Source organism: Cellulosimicrobium cellulans (assembly GCF_024124905.1).
Lineage (GTDB): Bacteria > Actinomycetota > Actinomycetes > Actinomycetales > Cellulomonadaceae > Cellulosimicrobium > Cellulosimicrobium cellulans_G.
On the sequence record NZ_JAMXST010000001.1, the window covers coordinates 135377 to 151070 of the forward strand.

The window sequence follows — 15694 nt, forward strand, 5'->3', positions numbered from 1 at the left end:
GTCGGCCGACCGGAGGCCCCCGCGCCCGACGACGAAGGCAGGGGGCCTTTGACATGAAGCTTCGACGCGCAGCGACCACGCTGCTCCTCGCCGCGGCGCTCGCCGCGGCACCGGCCGTCGCGTCCGCCTACGAGGCGGACGAGTACGAGGTCGGCGTCTCCACCGCGACGCCCGAGGTCGGCGAGACGTTCACCGTCACGGTGGGCGGACCGGCCGGGAACCCGACGATCACGCTGACGATCTCGTCGCCTGACGTCCCGGACGCCGCCATCTCGATCGCCGGGACGAAGGCGCTGACCAAGGACACCGTCGACGGCTTCGCGTCGTTCGCGGTGACGCTCTCCGAGCCGGGGACCTTCTCCCTGGTGGCGACCGACGCGGACGGGACCGTGCTGTCGAGCCAGCAGATCGTCTCCGTCCCCGCCTCCGACGGGGCCGGTGGCACGGGCTCGGGCGGCGACTCGGCGGACGGCGCGGGCGACGGGACCTCGGGCGGCCTCGCCGAGACCGGGTCCGACGACGTGCTGCTGCTCGGCGGCGCCGTCCTGCTCGTCGCGGGTGGCGCGACGGCCGTCCTGGTCGCGCGCAGCCGACGCCGCTCGGCGGGGACCAAGGCCTGAGCCGGGCACCCGTCCTCGACGACGGGTGCAGCGCAGGCACACCGGTCGCCCGGCGACCGGCCGCCGCCGTGACGACGACGTCCGGACCCGCGGCGGAGAGTTCGGCAGACCGTCGGAGACGGCGGCGTCCGGCACGCCCTGAGGGGCGGTCGCGCGCCGGCGGACCGTCGGGGCTGCGTCCACGGACGTCGCAGGGGGCACCATGACGTTGGAGAAGGATCACGAGGTCGACGCCGTCGATCTCGAACGGACGGGACGGCCGGTCACGACGCCGTCCTTCGACACCGGACAGCTCGTCCGTATCGCCCTCGGCGCCTATCGGCGCCCGGGCTGGAAGCCGCGGCTCGCGCGGCGTGTCGCCGCCGTCGACGCGCTGGCGGTGGGCGCCGCCATCGCGACGGCGTACCTCGTCCGGTTCGACGGGATCGGCGGGACCGTCCTGGACGCCCGGTACGTCGCCATCTCGGTCGGCCTGCTCGTGATCTGGTGGTGCGCGCTGCGGGTGGCGTTCTCGCGCGACAGCCGGAGCCTGGGCTCCGGCGCGCCCGAGTACGCGCGCGTCGTCAACACGACGATCGGGGTGTTCGGGATGGTCGCGATCGCGGCGTACCTCGTCCGGTACGACCTGGCCCGAGGGTACGTCGCCATCGCGCTGCCCGTCGGCCTCGTCCTCCTCCTGCTGGGGCGGTGGGCGGTGCGGCGCCGACTGGTCCGCCTCCGCAGGCGCGGCCGTTGCCGGTCGCGGACGCTCGTCGTCGGCGGTCGCGACGGGGCCGCGCACCTCGTGGAGAGGCTGCGCGAGGCGGCGGACAGCGGCTACCAGGTTGTCGGCGCGTGCGTCCCGGGAGGCGCGGTCGAGCCGCACGAGACGGTGGCGGGCGTGCCGGTGGTCGGCGAGGTGAGCGACACCGCGCGCCTCGTCGAGCCGCTGCGGGCCGACACCGTGATGGTCACGGGGTCCGACCTCGTGACGCCCCGGACCGTCAAGCGGCTCGCGTGGGACCTCGAGCCGTGGGGAGCCGACCTCGTCCTCGCGCCCGCGCTGACCGACGTGGCGGGACCACGCATCCGGACCCGGCCGGTGGCGGGGCTGCCGCTCCTGCACGTCGAGGCGCCCGGGTACTCCGGCCCCCAGCACGTGCTCAAGCGCGCGTTCGACGTGGTCGGCGCGCTCGGCCTCCTCGTGCTCTTCTGCGTCCCGCTCCTCGTGACGGCGCTCGCGGTGCGGCTCACGAGCCACGGTCCGGTCCTGTTCGCGCAGGAGCGCGTCGGGCTGCGCGGCGAGCCGTTCACCGTCCTCAAGTTCCGCTCGATGGTCGTCGACGCGGAGTCCCGGCTCGAGGACGTCCTCGGCGCGGGCAACGTCGGCGTGTTCTACAAGCCCAAGCAGGATCCTCGGGTCACCCGGGTGGGTGCGTTCATCCGCCGCTACTCGATCGACGAGCTCCCGCAGCTCTTCAACGTGCTCGGGGGCTCGATGAGCCTCGTCGGACCTCGTCCGCAGGTCTCGCTCGAGGTCGACCAGTACGACGACGAGATCGGCCGGCGGCTGCTGGTCAAGCCCGGGCTCACCGGGCTGTGGCAGGTCTCGGGCCGCAACAACCTCACGCTCGAGGAGAGCGTGCGGCTGGACCTGTACTACGTCGAGAACTGGACCGTGACCGGGGACCTCCTCATCCTGCTGCGGACGCTGCGAGCGGTGGTGGGGCGTGACGGTGCGTACTAGGCCGAGGGTGGCGATCACCCAGCCCTACGTCCCGGCGTACCGGGAGCGCCTGTTCGCTCTGGTCGTGGAGGGGCTCGACGAGCGCGGGGTCGACGCGCACGTCTTCTACGGGGGCGACCTCGAGCAGATGCGGCGCCGTCGCGGACGGGGCGACATGGTCGAGGCGGCCTGGGCCACCGAGGTGCCCGTGCGCGTGGTGCGCGTGGGCCCCGGGGGGCGGCACCTGGTCCGTCGCGTGGTCCCGACGGAGTGGCGTGACGCGGTGCTCGTCACGGAGATGCAGGCGGGCAACCTCGACGCACTGGCGGCCGCCCTGCGCGGGAGGCCGTACGTGACCTGGGGCCACGGCGCCTCCTACACCGCCGACGAGGTGACGCTCGCAGGGCGATGGGAGGCCTGGCTGAACCGCCGCGCGCGGCACGTCCTGACGTACACCGAGGCAGGACGTCGTCACGTCCTGGAGACGGCACGGGTCCCGGCGGACCGCGTCACGTCGTTCGGCAACAGCACCGACACGCGCACGCTGCGGCGCGAGCGGTCCGCCCTCGACGATCGGGACCTGGCCGCCTACCGCGACGCCGTCGGGCTGCCGGGGGATGCCCACGCCGCGCTCCTGCTGGGGGCGCTCAACGAGCACAAGCTGCCGGACCTCGTCGTCGGGACCGTGCGCGAGGCCCTGCGTCGGGACCCCGACGTCTGGCTCCTCGTGGCGGGCGACGGACCCGCTCGGCGGGTCTTCGAGGACCTGGCCGCCGAGACGGGCCGCGTCGTGGTGCTGGGGCAGGTCGACGCACGGGGGACCGCGCGCGCCGCCGCGGTGTCGCGGCTGCTGCTGAACCCGGGTCGGGTGGGGCTCGTCGCGGTCGACGCCCTCGCGCTCGGGCTGCCCGTCCTGACCAGCGACGTCGGTCGCCACGCCCCGGAGATCGAGTACCTCACCGAGGGGTCCGACCTCTTCACCGTGCCCGGGACGCCGTCGGACCTTGCCGCCGCGTGGCTGCGCCTCGCCGCGACGGACCGTCCGGCGGGGGCCGCAGGCGAGGTGCCGTCGACGGAGGCGGCCGCCGAACGGATCGTGCGGTCGGTGCACGAGGTCGTGAAGGAGGCGGCATGAGGGTCGTCCACTACTACGCGCGGTTCCTGGCCCACCCGTCCGGCGTGACCGACTCCGTCGAGAACTGGGTGCGCCTGGCGCGCCGCGCGGGATACGAGGCGGTGGTGCTGTGCGCGAGCGTGCCGGCACCGCGAGAGGTGCCGGAGGACCTGCGGGGGAGCGTGCGCACCGTCACGCACCTCGGGCGGGGACGCACGAGCTGGGTACCGACGGGCCTGGCGAGCGAGGTGCGGCCCGGGGACGTCGTCTACCTGCACGAGGGCTGGGTCGTGAGCAACGTCGTCGCGGCGCGGAGCGCCCGGGCGCGCGGCGCGGTCGTGGTGCTCATGCCGCACGGCGTGTACGAGCCGGGCATCACGTCGCGCCTGCGCGACGTGGCCGGCGCCCGGCGGGCCGCCGAGGCGTCCGTCGTGCGCCGTGTCGACTGGCTGCACGTGTTCTACCCGTCCGAGCGCCGCCTCGCGGACGCCGTCGCGCGCGGCCGGACCGCGCCGGCGCTCGTGCTGCCCAACGGCGCACCGGCGCCCGAGGAGGTCCCTCGCTGGGTCGGAGCGGGTGACTACTTCCTCTGGATGGGGCGCCACGACCCCGACCACAAGGGGATCGACAACCTGCTGCGCCGCTGGGCCGAGCTCCCGGCGCCGCGTCCGCGCCTCGTGCTCGCGGGACCCGACTTCCGGGGTGGTCGCGAGCGGACCGCCCGACTGGTCCACGAGCTCGGCCTCGACGGGACCGTCGATCTGCGCGGCAACGCGCGCGGGGAGGAGAAGTGGCGGCTCATCACGGGTTGCCGCGCCTACCTGCACCCCTCTCGCTGGGAGTCGTGCAGCATCACGCTGCTCGAGATGCTCGCCGCCGGGGTCCCGACCGTCGTCTCGTCGACGATCCACGCGGCGGGACCGCTGCGGTCTGCGGGCGCGGCCGTCGTCGCCGACTTCGCCCGCCCCACCGGTCTGCTGGGGCCGCTCGACGAGGTCGACGGGAACCGCGACCTCGGCCACCGCGCCCGGGAGTGGACGGAGGGCTCCGCCACGTGGGAGCGGGTGGGCGCGGAGTACCGCGGCTGGCTGAGCAGCCTCGAGGAAGGAGCGGTCCGATGATCGTGGTGGTCGACCCGGGAGCGGCGTCGACGAACGTCGGCGACCGGATCATCTCGGAGGCAGTCGACGCGGAGCTCGTCGCGCCGCTGCGCGAGCGGGGCACCGAGGTCGAGCTCGTGCCGATGCACGGAAGGCTCGACGCGACCCATCGCGCGGCCCTGCGCGGCGCCCGGTCGGTGGTCGTGTGCGGGACAAACCTGCTATCCGACCACATGCGCTTCCGTCGCGCGTGGCACTGGCCCGCCGCCGACGTCGACCTGTGCCGGGGGCGGCTGACGTTCCTCGGCGTCGGCTGGTGGCAGTACCAGCGTGCGGGGATCGACCCGGCCTCGGGGGCGTGGTTGCGGTCCCTGGCCGGGGACGTGCCCTGGGCCGTGCGCGACGAGTACTCGCTCGCGAAGCTGCGGCGAGCGCGCGTGCCCGCGGTGCACACGAGCTGCCCGACGCTGTGGGGCGTGGAGAAGCAGACGCTCCCGTCCGACGAACGGCGCGTCGTGGTGACGTTCACGGACTACAGCCAGGACCCGCTGGCCGACCGGAGGCTCGTGCGGGCGCTCGCCGAACGCTTCGACGAGGTGCTCTTCTGGCCCCAGGGCCCCGGCGACCGCGAGTACGTCGACGGTCTCCGGGCCGGCACGGGCACGATGCTCGGCCCGCGCCTCGAGGACTTCGACGCGGTGCTCGACGCACCGGGGACGGCGTACGTGGGGCTCCGGCTCCACGGCGGCATCCGAGCGATGCAGCGGGGCGTGCCCACCCTCGTGCTGTCGATCGACAACCGCGCGCGGGAGATCGCGCGTTCGGTCGGCCTGCGAGCGCCCTCGCGCCACGCGGCACGGCGCTACCAGGAGGACCTGCGCTCGGGCGAGGTGGTCCGCATCGACGTCCCGCGGGACGCCGTCGACTCCTGGCGCCGCCGATGGGGGATCGAGCGATGACTCGCGGGCGACCGGAGGCGACGGCCGTGCTCGACGGGCCGGGGCGGACCGTCGCGGACTGCGACCCTGTGGCCGACTTCGTGCTCGTCACCGACGAGCGGGCGTGGCACGAGGCAGCCCGAGCAGGCCTGGACCCCGTGGCCACGCACCTGCGGTTCAGCGTCACGGACCGCCGATCCGACGCAGCGGCTCGCCTCGGGCGGTTCGTCATGCCCTGGCGCTGGCGCCGGACCATCCTCAACGCGGGCATCGGGGTCGTGTACTGGAGGCGGGGCGCCCCGCTGGCGCCCCGGGTGGGCGCGCTGCTCGCAGGAAGCCGGGTCGTGAGGCTCGACGCATGACGCCTCCCGACGTGCTACGGCGGTCCCTCGCGGTCCCGGCGGCCCTGACCCGTCCGCTCGTCCTCTCGCAGGCCGCGGCCAGCGCGGCGGGTGCGGCGGTCGTCCTCCTGGGTGCCTGGCACATGGAGCCGGACGAGTTCGCGAGCTTCAGCCTGGCTCTCCTCGTGCTGAACGTCGGAACCGGGCTGGTGCGGAGCGGGCTCTTCCAGCCCGCGCTCATCGAGCGGCGGACGGACCCCCACGCCGTCGTCCCCCTTCGCTACGTCGCCGCCGCCGCGGGGACGGTCGTCGTGCTCGTCGCGGCGGCGGACCTCGCCGTGACCGTGCTCGGCGTGGGCGGCGCGACGCTGCTGGGGGTCCTCAGCGTCGCGCCGGTCGTCCAGGACTGGCTGCGGTTTCGTTGCATCGGCCAGGGACGCAACGGGGCGGTTGCGGTCTCGGACGGTATCCGTCTCCTGCTCGTGCCCGCCGTCCTCGTCGTCGCCGGTACGGCGCAGCCGCTCGTCGCCTTCTACGCGGTGTGGTGCGCAGGCTACGCCGTGGCGGCGGTCCCGCTCGCGCTGGCGGCACACCGCGTGCCCCGCTTCTCGCGGTACTCGGTGTACGGGACGCGGGCTCGCTCCCAGGCGTGGGAGTTCCTCGTCGCCCAGCTCGCCACGACGGTGCCGCTCCTCGTGCTCGGCGCGCTCTCCGTGAGCGCGAGCGTCGGCGCGTTCCGGCTGAGCCAGACGCTCTACGGTCCGGTGAACGTGCTCTTCGCGGCCGTCGCGCTGAACCTGCTCTCGGACGCGGTCAGCGAGACCGGCCGGCCCGACGACGCCACCCTCGTCCGGCGCGGACGGCGCCTCGGCCTGCTGTCCGCGGGCGGGGCGACCGCGCTCGGCGCGGTGCTCGTGCTCGTCGCCGTGGCGGGGGCGGTCCAGCCGTCCGGCATCGAGCGCGGGGAGCTCGTCGTCGCGCTCGCGGCGGTCGGCTGCTTCGCAGCCTGCGGCGGGCTCGTGGGACCGCACCTCGTCGTCATGCGGATCTTCAAGGCGCAGTCCGTCGTGACGCGCGCGCGGGTCGGCATGGTCGCGGTGACCTGGTGCGGGTTCGTGATCGGATATCTGGTCGGAGGGCCATTCGTGAGCCTCGTCCTGGGATTCGTCCTCGGAGGGATCGGATATGTCGTCTTCTTCCTTCCCGCGGCGGCGCGGACCTATCACGCGGTGGGCTTGTCACGCATGAATGCGGTGCGGCCCCGTGGTCATTGCGCGGTCCATTCTCCTTTCCGGGACGGAGAGGGCACGGAGCGCGTCGGGAGGGCAGGGCGCGCGTCGTCTCCCGGCGCCGGCACCTCGCGCGGTTCGAGATCGGGGTGAGCGGTGCGTCGCGCACTCCCGGCGTGCCGTCGCGGCTCGGCGGGGCGGCGTCGTCGGCGGCCCCGTGGGTGGTTCGGGTAGCGGCGGAGAGATGGGCAGGAGATGACTGATGCATGACCAGTTCTCGGTGACCGAGGAACCGGTGGGGGTCCTCCCGCCAGGAGCGGGACGAGTCGCCGGCCGCCCTCCGGGCGGGCGCGCCCGCAGGGCGGCGAGAGCTCCCCGCGACGTCGAGGTCGTCCACGAGGGTCGCGACGGGTCGCGCGACCCCGTGCTGGCTCTCGCGCGGGTGCTCCTGTACGGCGGTCTCGTCCTCGTGTCGCTCATGGTGCTGCGGGTGGGCGGCGGCATCACGGTGGGAGACGTCGTCCTCCTGGCCAGTCTCGCGCTGTGCCTCGCGGCCATAGGCCGACAGCCCACGCCGCACCCGTACGGCGCCTGGGCGTTGCCCGCCGCGGTGCTGCTGGTGGTCGGGGGCTGCCTCGCGACGGCGGGCTCTCCCGCGCCGACCGAGAGCCTCGTCAGCCTCGTCCGCGTGCTGTACGTCGCGCTCGTTCTCCCGTGGCAGCTCGCGGTCCTCCTCGACGACGAGCGGCGGCTGCGGCGGGGCCTCGTCGCCTTCGGCGTCGGGGCGGCAGCATGCTCCCTGGGGGCGCTCGTGCAGTTCGCGCTCGGCCCGGGCGCGATCCCGGGAGGGGTCGTCACCACCGCAGGCCGCTACACAGGGTTCACCGGCCACGTCAGCGACACCGGTGCCATCGCGTCGCTCGCGGTCGTCATCGGCCTGTCCGGGCTGACGCGCGGCCTGGGAGGGCTCCAGCGGCTCCTGCTCGTGGGCACCGCTCTCTCGGGAGTCGTGGGTCTCGTGCTCAGCGGCAGCGTGAGCGGAATGCTGGCGGCCGTCCTCGGCAGCACCGCCCTCCTGCTCCTGCGCGGTATCCCTGTCGGGCGGGTCGCCGTCGCGGCCGTCGTCGCCGGTGCGGCGCTCTGGTTCGCGGGCGGCGTGCTCGGCGAGACGCAAGGCGCGCTGCGGCCGGCGGAACGGGTCGAGCAGGTCCTCGGGCTGTCGGGCGGGGACGCGTCGCTCAACACCTCGGCGTCCCGGTGGGACACCATCGTCCTGGGGTGGCGGGGCTTCCTGCAGGACCCGGTCAGCGGGGCCGGTCTCGACGCCCGGTCCTCCCTCGTCGTCGACACGCTGGGGGTGCACAGCCTGCCTGTCGCGGCGCTCTACCAGGGGGGTGTCCTGTTCGCGGCGGGCCTGCTCGGCTGTCTCGTGGTGGCGGCGGTGCGCGCCGCGCGGGCCGTGCCCCGGACGGCGCTCCAGGCCCGCGTGTACGCGGTCGGCGTCACGGCGCTCGCGTTCAGCGCGACCGCGCCGAGCATGTACAACCGCTACCTCTGGGTGCCGGTCGCTCTCGTCGCCGCCGCGGTCGCGCTGGGGCCGGGCGTCGGTGCAGGCCGAGGTGTCCGGGGTGCCGGGGCTCAGCGGGCGTAGGCGCGCTCCAGCGCGTCCGCGACCGCGTCCATCGAGTAGTCCCTCCGGACGAGGTCGCGCGCGCGGCGGCCCGCGTCCTGGGCGAGACGGGGGTCGTCGAGGAACCGTGCCACAGCGGCGGCGAGGTCGTCGACGCCCTCGCCCACGACCGCGCCCGCCGCGGCGCGCTCGACCGGTTCCGCGAGCCCGCACGTGCGCGTCACGACGACGGGGACCCCGCACGACATCGCCTCGAGGACGCTCATGGGGAACGGCTCGTCGACGGACGGCAGGACGTAGAGCGACGCGCGCGCGAGCCGGGCCGTCGTGCGCTCGGGAGGCAGCGCCCCCTCCCAGACGACCCGCCCGCGGACGCCCGCCGGGAGTGCCGCGATCCGGTCGCGCACCGCGGCGCCCTCGCCCTCGTCCGGACCGACGATCCGGAACCGGGCCTCGCGGAACCGCGGCGCGAGACGGGCCGCGGCGTCGACGAAGGCGACGGGCCGCTTACGGGGGTGCAGGCGGGCGAGGAACAGCACCTCGGGATGGTGGTCGGGTGGCTGCGGGTCGCTCGTCCCGCCCGCCGGCACGCCGTTGACGAGCCGCTGGATGCTGACTCCCGGGCCGAACAGCGTGCGGAGGCCGCCCTCCTCGACGGGGGTGAGGGCGAAGCTCGTCGACGCGCGAGCCATGACGCGGCGCGTGAGGACCGCGTCGAGGGGCGCCGCGAGTGGGTGCGGGGACGGCATCACCATGCCGTGCGTCTGCGTGACGTAGGGCTTGCCCGACCGGGCCCAGGTGACCGCCGCCGGCAGGGTGACGAGGTCGCGCGCCAGATGGAGGTGCGCGACGTCGGCACGAGCCCCGCGGGCCCGGATCCACCGCACCATCGAGGGTGCGGCGAGCCCCGCGAACCCCGCGCCCGGCGCGGCCCGGACGGCGGGGAACGTCACGACCGGCACGCCGTCCCACGTCGTCGGGAGCTCGTCGAAACCTGCCGCAGCGGCGACGAGGATCGCGTCGTGACCTCGTGCACGCAGCGCCCGGATCTGGTTGGTCGCGACGCGGACGGGACCCCCGTACGCGCCGTCGGGGGTGAGGAGCGTGGCCACGTGCAGGACCCGCAGGCGTCGGCCGGCCATCTCAGAACCGCGTCCGGTCCGAGAGCGACCGGCCGTCCCAGACACGGCCGTCGGGCACGTCGCCGCGCACGACCGACCCAGGTGTGACGAGCGCCGAGCGCCCGATCCGCGTACCGCCGAGGACGACGCACCGTGCGGTGACCCACGCCCCGGGGCCGACGTGCACGGGGGCCGTCACGAGCCCCATGTCGGTGCGGTGCCGGTGGCTCCCCGTGGTGAGGAACGTGTCCTGCGAGAGCACGGCGTCGTGCCCGATCCAGACGTGGTCCTGGTTATGGATCCACACCCCTTCACCGATCCAGCAGTTTGCCTCCACGTGAAGTTTCCATGGGAAGCGGACGCGCGTGCGCGGGCGGAAGACGACCCCGGCTCCGATGTCGGCGCCGAAGGCGCGCAGCACCGCGACGCGCAGGCGCGAGCTGACCTGCCAGGGGTTCGACACGAACAGGATCTCGGCGGCGCCCCACAGGTAGACGAGCGCACTCGGGCGCCCCCAGGAAGTCCTTTCCCCGGGCGCCTCGGCGAGCGGGATCACGCGGACTTCCTGGCGCATTTTCTGCGATGTCATCTGCCCCCCAGCGAATCGGCCCGAACGTCGTTATCGTACGTGCGTGAGCATCTCGGGAATGCGCGTCCTGGTGATCGGCGCCAACTACGCACCTGAACCTACCGGAAATGCGCCCTACACGTCGGCGCTGAGCCGCGCGCTGGCTGCTCGCGGGGCGCGGGTGAGCGTACTCACGACCTTTCCGCACTACCCGGAGTGGCGTGTCCGTGCGGGCTACCGCGGGTGGTCCCGCCGGGAACGGGTCGACGGCGTCGAGGTGCTCCGTCTGCGCCACTACGTACCCCGGTCGCCCAGCTCCGTGCGCCGCCTCCTCGCCGAGCTGAGCTTTGGGGTGCGGTCTGCGACGACGCGTTGGCCCGACGCCGACGTCGTCCTGCTCGTCTCACCGTCGCTCTTCGCGGCGGCCGTCGCGATGCTGCGGCTCCGCACCGGGCGTGCGCGCAGGGCGGCGCGCGCCGACGCGCCGGGCGTCGTGCTCTGGACCCAGGACCTCTACTCGCTCGGTGTCGAGGAGACCGGGGCGGCCTCGGGCCGCGTGGCTCGCCTCGTGGGTGCCGTCGAGCGCTGCGTCGCCCGCGGTGCGGACGCGGTGGTGGCGATCCACGAGCGCTTCGCGCGCCATCTGGGCGAGTCCCTCCGGGTCGATGCCGCCGCGCTGCGCGTCGTGCGCAACTGGACGCACCTCGCGCACGACGCGGTGCTCCCGGACCGCGCGACCGTACGCGCCGCCCACGGGTGGGGAGACGACGAGACGGTCGTGCTCCACGCCGGCAACCAGGGGGTGAAGCAGGGTCTCGAGAACGTCGTCGAGGCGGCGCGTCTGGCAGACGCGCAGGGTGCGCGGGTGCGGTTCGTGCTCCTGGGCGACGGGAGCCGTCGAGCCGCGCTCGAGTCGGCCGGGCGCGGGGTGCTCCGCCTGCAGTTCGTCGACCCCCTGCCCGACGCGGAGTTCCGCGCCGCGCTCGCGGCCTCCGACGTGCTGCTCGTCAACGAGCTCGCGGGACTCGCCGAGATGTCCGTGCCGAGCAAGCTCACGTCCTATTTCGACGCGGCCCGGCCCGTGCTCGCGGCGTCGTCCGAGGGCTCGACGACGGCGGCCGAGCTGCGCGCATCCGGTGGCGGCGTCCGCGTCGACCCGCAGGACCCGCAGGCGCTCGTCGACGCGGTGCGGGCGCTCGCGGCCGACCCGGGTCGTCGCGACCGTCTGGGATCGGCGGGTCGCCGCTACCGCGACGAGACGCTCACGGAGGACGCCGCGGTCGACGCGTTCGCGACGGTCCTCCGGCAGCACGCACGCGGCCCGCGGGGGACCCGGGCCAGGACCACCACCGCAGGCACCACCACGACACCAGGAGCGACCGCGACCGCGGGTGTCGTGCCGCCCGACGGCGCGGCGCGCGTCCCGGGCGTCGCACGTACCTAACCACCGACGGCAGCGCCGCTGCACGACTCAGGGGGAAGCATGAAGAAGGCACTGATCTCGGGGATCACGGGGCAGGACGGCTCGTACCTCGCGGAGCTCCTGCTCCGCAAGGGGTACGAGGTGCACGGGCTGATCCGCCGCGCCTCGACGTTCAACACGGCGCGGATCGACCACCTCTACCAGGACCCGCACGAGGAGGACGCGCGGCTCTTCCTGCACTACGCGGACCTGTCCGACGGCGCGCGCCTCGTGTCGCTCATCGCGCAAATCTGCCCGGACGAGGTCTACAACCTCGCGGCGCAGTCCCATGTGCGGGTCTCGTTCGACGAGCCCGAGCACACGGCGGACACCACGGGGACGGGGGCGATCCGCCTGCTCGAGGCGGTGCGCCTGGCGGGCGTGGAGACGCGCTACTACCAGGCGTCGTCGTCCGAGCTCTACGGCGCCACCCCGCCGCCGCAGAACGAGACGACGCCGTTCCACCCGCGCTCGCCCTACGCGGCGGCCAAGCTCTACGCATACTGGATCACGAAGAACTACCGCGAGGCCTACGACATGTTCGCGGTCAACGGGATCCTCTTCAACCACGAGAGCCCGCGCCGCGGCGAGACGTTCGTGACCCGCAAGATCACGCGCGCCGTGGCGGCCATCCAGGCCGGTCGTCAGGAGCACCTGTACCTGGGCAACCTCGACGCCGTCCGTGACTGGGGGTACGCGGCCGAGTACGTCGAGGGCATGTGGCGGATGCTGCAGGCCGAGCGGCCGGACGACTACGTCCTCGCCACGGGGATCGGGCTGTCGGTACGCGACTTCCTCCAGGAGGCGTTCGCCCACGCGGGGCTCGACTGGGAGCGGCACGTGCGGTTCGACGAGCGCTACCTGCGCCCGACGGAGGTCGACGCCCTCGTCGGCGACCCCAGCCGGGCGCACGTCGACCTCGGGTGGAAGCCGACCGTCGACGGGCGCGAGCTCGCGCGCATCATGGTCGACGCGGACGTCGAGGCCCTGAGCCACGCCGGGTCGCCGTGGATCGACCGGGTCGCGCTCGCGACGTGGGACGCGGCATGACGACGCCCGACGAGCGCGACCTCGTCCGCCACGAAACGGCGCCGCTCGACCGGGACGCCGTCTTCTACGTCGCCGGCCACCGCGGCCTGGTCGGCTCGGCGATCTGGCGCCGGCTGGAACGGGCGGGGTTCTCCCGGCTCGTGGGGCAGACCTCCGCGGAGCTCGACCTCACCGACCGCGACGCCGTGCACGACTTCTTCCGTGCGCACCGCCCGCGCTACGTCGTCCTCGCGGCGGCGAAGGTCGGCGGGATCATGGCGAACGCGGCGTACCCGGTCGACTTCCTCAGCGAGAACGTCCGCATCCAGGTGAACGTCCTCGACGCCGCGCGGACGTCCGAGGTCGAGCGGCTGCTGTTCCTGGGCTCGTCGTGCATCTACCCGCGGCTCGCGCCGCAGCCCATCGTCGAGGAGGCGCTGCTGACGGGGCCCCTCGAACCGACCAACGACGCCTACGCGATCGCGAAGATCACCGGCATCCTGCAGGTCCAGGCGGTCCGCCGCCAGGACGGGCTGCCGTGGATCTCGGCCATGCCGACGAACCTCTACGGACCCGGCGACAACTTCTCGCCGACCGGGTCGCACGTGCTGCCCGCGCTGATCCGGCGCTACGACGAGGCCGTGCGGACCGGCGCCCGGGAGGTGACGAACTGGGGGACGGGGTCGCCACGGCGAGAGCTCCTGCACAGCGACGACATGGCCGACGCGTGCCTGCACCTCCTGGAGCACTACGACGGCCCCGTCCAGGTCAACGTCGGCACCGGGCAGGACGTCACCGTCCGCGAGCTCGCCGAGACGGTCGCCGACGTCGTCGGGTACGACGGCGCGACGCGCTGGGACACGTCGCGGCCGGACGGCACGCCGCAGAAGCTGCTCGACGTGTCCCGGCTGCGCGCGAGCGGCTGGGAGGCGAGGACGGGGCTGCGCGAGGGGATCGAGCGGACCGTGGCGTGGTACCGCGAGCAGGCCGGGCGGGTCCGCGCGTGACCCCGGTGCGGGTGGAGGTGCCCAGGCTCGCGACGTGCGGTGCCCTGTGCGAGATTGAGGCGGTCGTGGGTGGACGCTCAGGGGGAGCGGCCCGGTGAGGGGGACGACGATGGAGCTCAGGGACTACCTCGTCCTGCTGCGCAAGAGGTGGGTCACGATCGTGGTCGTCGGGGCGCTCGGGCTGGCGCTCGCGGGCGCGTACTCGCTCCTGACGACGCCGACGTACTCCGCCCGGTCCCAGGTGTACGTGTCCGTGCAGGGCTCCGACTCCACGACGGACCTGCTGCAGGGGTCGAACTTCACCGTGCGCCAGGTCAAGTCGTACATCGAGCTCGTGACGAGCCCGCGCGTCCTGGACCCCGTGATCGAGGAGCTCGGCCTCGCGGACGACGCCGGGTCGCTCGCGCAGCGGGTCCGCGCCGACTCGCCGCTCGACACGGCGCTCATCAACGTCACGGCGACCGACGAGTCGCCGCAGCTCGCCGCCGAGATCGCGAACGCGACGGCCCGGTCGCTCGCGGCGGTCGTGGGGGAGCTCGAGACCCCGGTCGGGGGCGGCGACTCGCCCGTGCAGATCAGCACGGTCCGCGCGGCGTCGGTGCCGACCTCCGCCGCGTCGCCGAACGTCCGGCTGAACCTGGCGCTGGGGCTCGTCGTCGGCCTCGTGCTCGGCGTCTCGGTGGCGGTCGTGCGCGAGCTCCTGGACACGCGCGTCCGGTCCACGTCGGACGTCGAGGACGTGACGGACGCCCCGGTGCTGGGCGTCGTCGGGTACGACGAGGAGGCGCCGGAGCACCCGCTCATCGTCCAGGAGTCGCCCCAGGCCGTCCGGGCGGAGGCCTTCCGCAGGCTGCGCACCAACCTGCAGTTCCTCGAGCTCGGCCCGGCCGCGCGCACGTACCTCATGACGTCGGCGCTCCCCGGCGAGGGCAAGACCACCACCAGCATCAACCTGGCCATCACGCTCGCGGACGCGGGTCAGCGCGTCGTCCTCGTCGACGCGGACCTCCGGCGGCCGTCGGTCGCCCGGTACCTGGGGGTCGAGGGCTCGGTCGGGCTGACGACGATCCTCATCGGGAAGGTGGGCGTCGAGGACGCCCTGCAGCCCTGGGGCAACGCCAACCTCGACGTCATCGCCTCCGGGCAGATCCCGCCGAACCCGAGCGAGCTGCTCGGGGCGGCCCCGATGACGCAGCTCCTGGACCGGCTGCGGGCCGACTACGACGTGATCGTGATCGACACGCCCCCGCTCCTCCCGGTCACCGACGCGGCGATCCTCGCGAAGGGGGTCGGCGGCGCGATCGTCGTGGTCGGTGCCGGCACCGTGCACCGGGACCAGCTGGAGACCGCGCTCTCTGCTCTGGTCACCGTGGGCGTCCCCCCGCTGGGGATCGTCGTCAACCGCGTGCCGGTGCGGGGCCCCGGTGCGGGCGCGTACGAGTACGCCTACCAGGAGTACACCGCGGACGAGCCCGGCGCGTCCGCGGGCACGACGCGCCGCGGGGCCCGGGGTCGCGCGGGCGGGGCGCGTCGGCACGCGCGTCGGCCGACGCCGCAGGGCGCCACCGCGCCGGCCGTCCCGGGTGCGTGGGCGCGCGTCGGCGCCGAGGAGCCGGGACGGGTCGCCCCGTCCGACGGTGCGGCAGACGGTGCGGCACCGGACGCCGCACGAGGGGACCGGGACGCCGCGGACGAGCCGGCGGTCTCGGTCGGCCGTCGCGTCCGTGCGGGGACCTTCGACGAGGTGGTGCTGCCGAGCGAGCGGCAGTGAGGAGGGCGGCGCTGCCCCGGTTCGCCGGTCGCACGCAGCGCCACGGACGGGACGCCGGG

Annotated in this window: 14 protein-coding genes; 12 read left to right on the forward strand and 2 right to left on the reverse strand. The window is 74.4% G+C overall.

Features of this window, described 5'->3' with window-relative positions; translation table 11 throughout:
- Positions 1 to 53 precede the first annotated feature (53 nt).
- From NHH00_RS00585 to NHH00_RS00620, 8 genes are all read left to right on the forward strand, one after another.
- Complete coding sequence (locus tag NHH00_RS00585; RefSeq protein ID WP_253049225.1) at positions 54 to 620, forward strand: peptidase; 567 nt, start codon at positions 54 to 56, stop codon at positions 618 to 620.
- Positions 621 to 822: 202 nt separating this feature from the next.
- Positions 823 to 2346, forward strand: coding sequence for a sugar transferase (locus tag NHH00_RS00590; protein ID WP_253049227.1), 1524 nt, complete (start codon positions 823 to 825; stop codon positions 2344 to 2346).
- 7 nt (positions 2347 to 2353) lie between these two features.
- A complete protein-coding gene (locus tag NHH00_RS00595; RefSeq protein ID WP_253049229.1) occupies positions 2354 to 3460 on the forward strand; it encodes a glycosyltransferase in 1107 nt (368 codons plus the stop codon).
- Positions 3457 to 4560, forward strand: a complete 1104-nt coding sequence (locus tag NHH00_RS00600) for a glycosyltransferase family 4 protein (RefSeq protein WP_253049231.1) — start codon at positions 3457 to 3459, stop codon at positions 4558 to 4560. The genes NHH00_RS00595 and NHH00_RS00600 overlap by 4 nt, the downstream gene beginning before the upstream one ends.
- Positions 4557 to 5498: a polysaccharide pyruvyl transferase family protein gene (locus tag NHH00_RS00605; RefSeq protein ID WP_253049233.1), complete on the forward strand. Its 942-nt coding sequence runs from the start codon at positions 4557 to 4559 to the stop codon at positions 5496 to 5498. The genes NHH00_RS00600 and NHH00_RS00605 overlap by 4 nt, the downstream gene beginning before the upstream one ends.
- Positions 5495 to 5839: a hypothetical protein gene (locus NHH00_RS00610; RefSeq protein WP_253049235.1), complete on the forward strand. Its 345-nt coding sequence runs from the start codon at positions 5495 to 5497 to the stop codon at positions 5837 to 5839. Before NHH00_RS00605 ends, NHH00_RS00610 begins: the two co-directional genes overlap by 4 nt.
- Positions 5836 to 7200, forward strand: coding sequence for a hypothetical protein (locus tag NHH00_RS00615; protein WP_253049237.1), 1365 nt, complete (start codon positions 5836 to 5838; stop codon positions 7198 to 7200). The genes NHH00_RS00610 and NHH00_RS00615 overlap by 4 nt, the downstream gene beginning before the upstream one ends.
- A gap of 109 nt (positions 7201 to 7309) precedes the next feature.
- The gene (locus NHH00_RS00620; protein ID WP_253049239.1) at positions 7310 to 8698 is read left to right on the forward strand and encodes a hypothetical protein; all 1389 of its coding nucleotides are present in this window, start codon (positions 7310 to 7312) and stop codon (positions 8696 to 8698) included.
- On the opposite strand, the gene NHH00_RS00625 is transcribed toward NHH00_RS00620, so the two are convergent.
- Positions 8686 to 9819, reverse strand: coding sequence for a glycosyltransferase (locus NHH00_RS00625; RefSeq protein ID WP_253049241.1), 1134 nt, complete (start codon positions 9817 to 9819; stop codon positions 8686 to 8688). The two genes, NHH00_RS00620 and NHH00_RS00625, sit on opposite strands and share 13 nt — an antisense overlap.
- Position 9820: 1 nt before the next feature.
- Positions 9821 to 10354 carry an acetyltransferase gene (locus NHH00_RS00630; protein ID WP_308202239.1) on the reverse strand — a complete coding sequence of 178 codons (534 nt, stop codon included), beginning with the start codon at positions 10352 to 10354 and terminating at the stop codon, positions 9821 to 9823.
- A gap of 76 nt (positions 10355 to 10430) precedes the next feature.
- Between NHH00_RS00630 and NHH00_RS00635 the strand changes: the two genes are divergently transcribed.
- The 4 genes from NHH00_RS00635 (at position 10431) to NHH00_RS00650 (ending at position 15635) form a co-directional block, all read left to right on the forward strand.
- On the forward strand, positions 10431 to 11810 hold the full coding sequence (locus NHH00_RS00635; RefSeq protein WP_253049245.1) for a glycosyltransferase: 1380 nt from the start codon (positions 10431 to 10433) through the stop codon (positions 11808 to 11810).
- A gap of 39 nt (positions 11811 to 11849) precedes the next feature.
- Positions 11850 to 12878, forward strand: coding sequence for a GDP-mannose 4,6-dehydratase (gene gmd / locus NHH00_RS00640; protein ID WP_253049247.1), 1029 nt, complete (start codon positions 11850 to 11852; stop codon positions 12876 to 12878).
- The gene (locus tag NHH00_RS00645) at positions 12875 to 13864 is read left to right on the forward strand and encodes a GDP-L-fucose synthase family protein (RefSeq protein ID WP_253049249.1); all 990 of its coding nucleotides are present in this window, start codon (positions 12875 to 12877) and stop codon (positions 13862 to 13864) included. Before gmd ends, NHH00_RS00645 begins: the two co-directional genes overlap by 4 nt.
- A 109-nt stretch (positions 13865 to 13973) precedes the next feature.
- Positions 13974 to 15635: a polysaccharide biosynthesis tyrosine autokinase gene (locus tag NHH00_RS00650; RefSeq protein ID WP_253049252.1), complete on the forward strand. Its 1662-nt coding sequence runs from the start codon at positions 13974 to 13976 to the stop codon at positions 15633 to 15635.
- The last annotated feature ends 59 nt before the right edge of the window (positions 15636 to 15694 follow it).

Bases quoted from the DNA above. Each gene is read 5' to 3' on its own strand.
- NHH00_RS00585 (WP_253049225.1), top strand. From the start codon at position 54: ATGAAGCTTCGACGCGCAGCGACCACGCTGCTCCTCGCCGCGGCGCTC.
- NHH00_RS00590 (WP_253049227.1), top strand. From the start codon at position 823: ATGACGTTGGAGAAGGATCACGAGGTCGACGCCGTCGATCTCGAACGG.
- NHH00_RS00600 (WP_253049231.1), top strand. From the start codon at position 3,457: ATGAGGGTCGTCCACTACTACGCGCGGTTCCTGGCCCACCCGTCCGGC.
- NHH00_RS00605 (WP_253049233.1), top strand. From the start codon at position 4,557: ATGATCGTGGTGGTCGACCCGGGAGCGGCGTCGACGAACGTCGGCGAC.
- NHH00_RS00610 (WP_253049235.1), top strand. From the start codon at position 5,495: ATGACTCGCGGGCGACCGGAGGCGACGGCCGTGCTCGACGGGCCGGGG.
- NHH00_RS00615 (WP_253049237.1), top strand. From the start codon at position 5,836: ATGACGCCTCCCGACGTGCTACGGCGGTCCCTCGCGGTCCCGGCGGCC.
- NHH00_RS00620 (WP_253049239.1), top strand. From the start codon at position 7,310: ATGCATGACCAGTTCTCGGTGACCGAGGAACCGGTGGGGGTCCTCCCG.
- NHH00_RS00625 (WP_253049241.1), bottom strand. From the start codon at position 9,819: ATGGCCGGCCGACGCCTGCGGGTCCTGCACGTGGCCACGCTCCTCACC.
- gmd (WP_253049247.1), top strand. From the start codon at position 11,850: ATGAAGAAGGCACTGATCTCGGGGATCACGGGGCAGGACGGCTCGTAC.
- NHH00_RS00645 (WP_253049249.1), top strand. From the start codon at position 12,875: ATGACGACGCCCGACGAGCGCGACCTCGTCCGCCACGAAACGGCGCCG.
- NHH00_RS00650 (WP_253049252.1), top strand. From the start codon at position 13,974: ATGGAGCTCAGGGACTACCTCGTCCTGCTGCGCAAGAGGTGGGTCACG.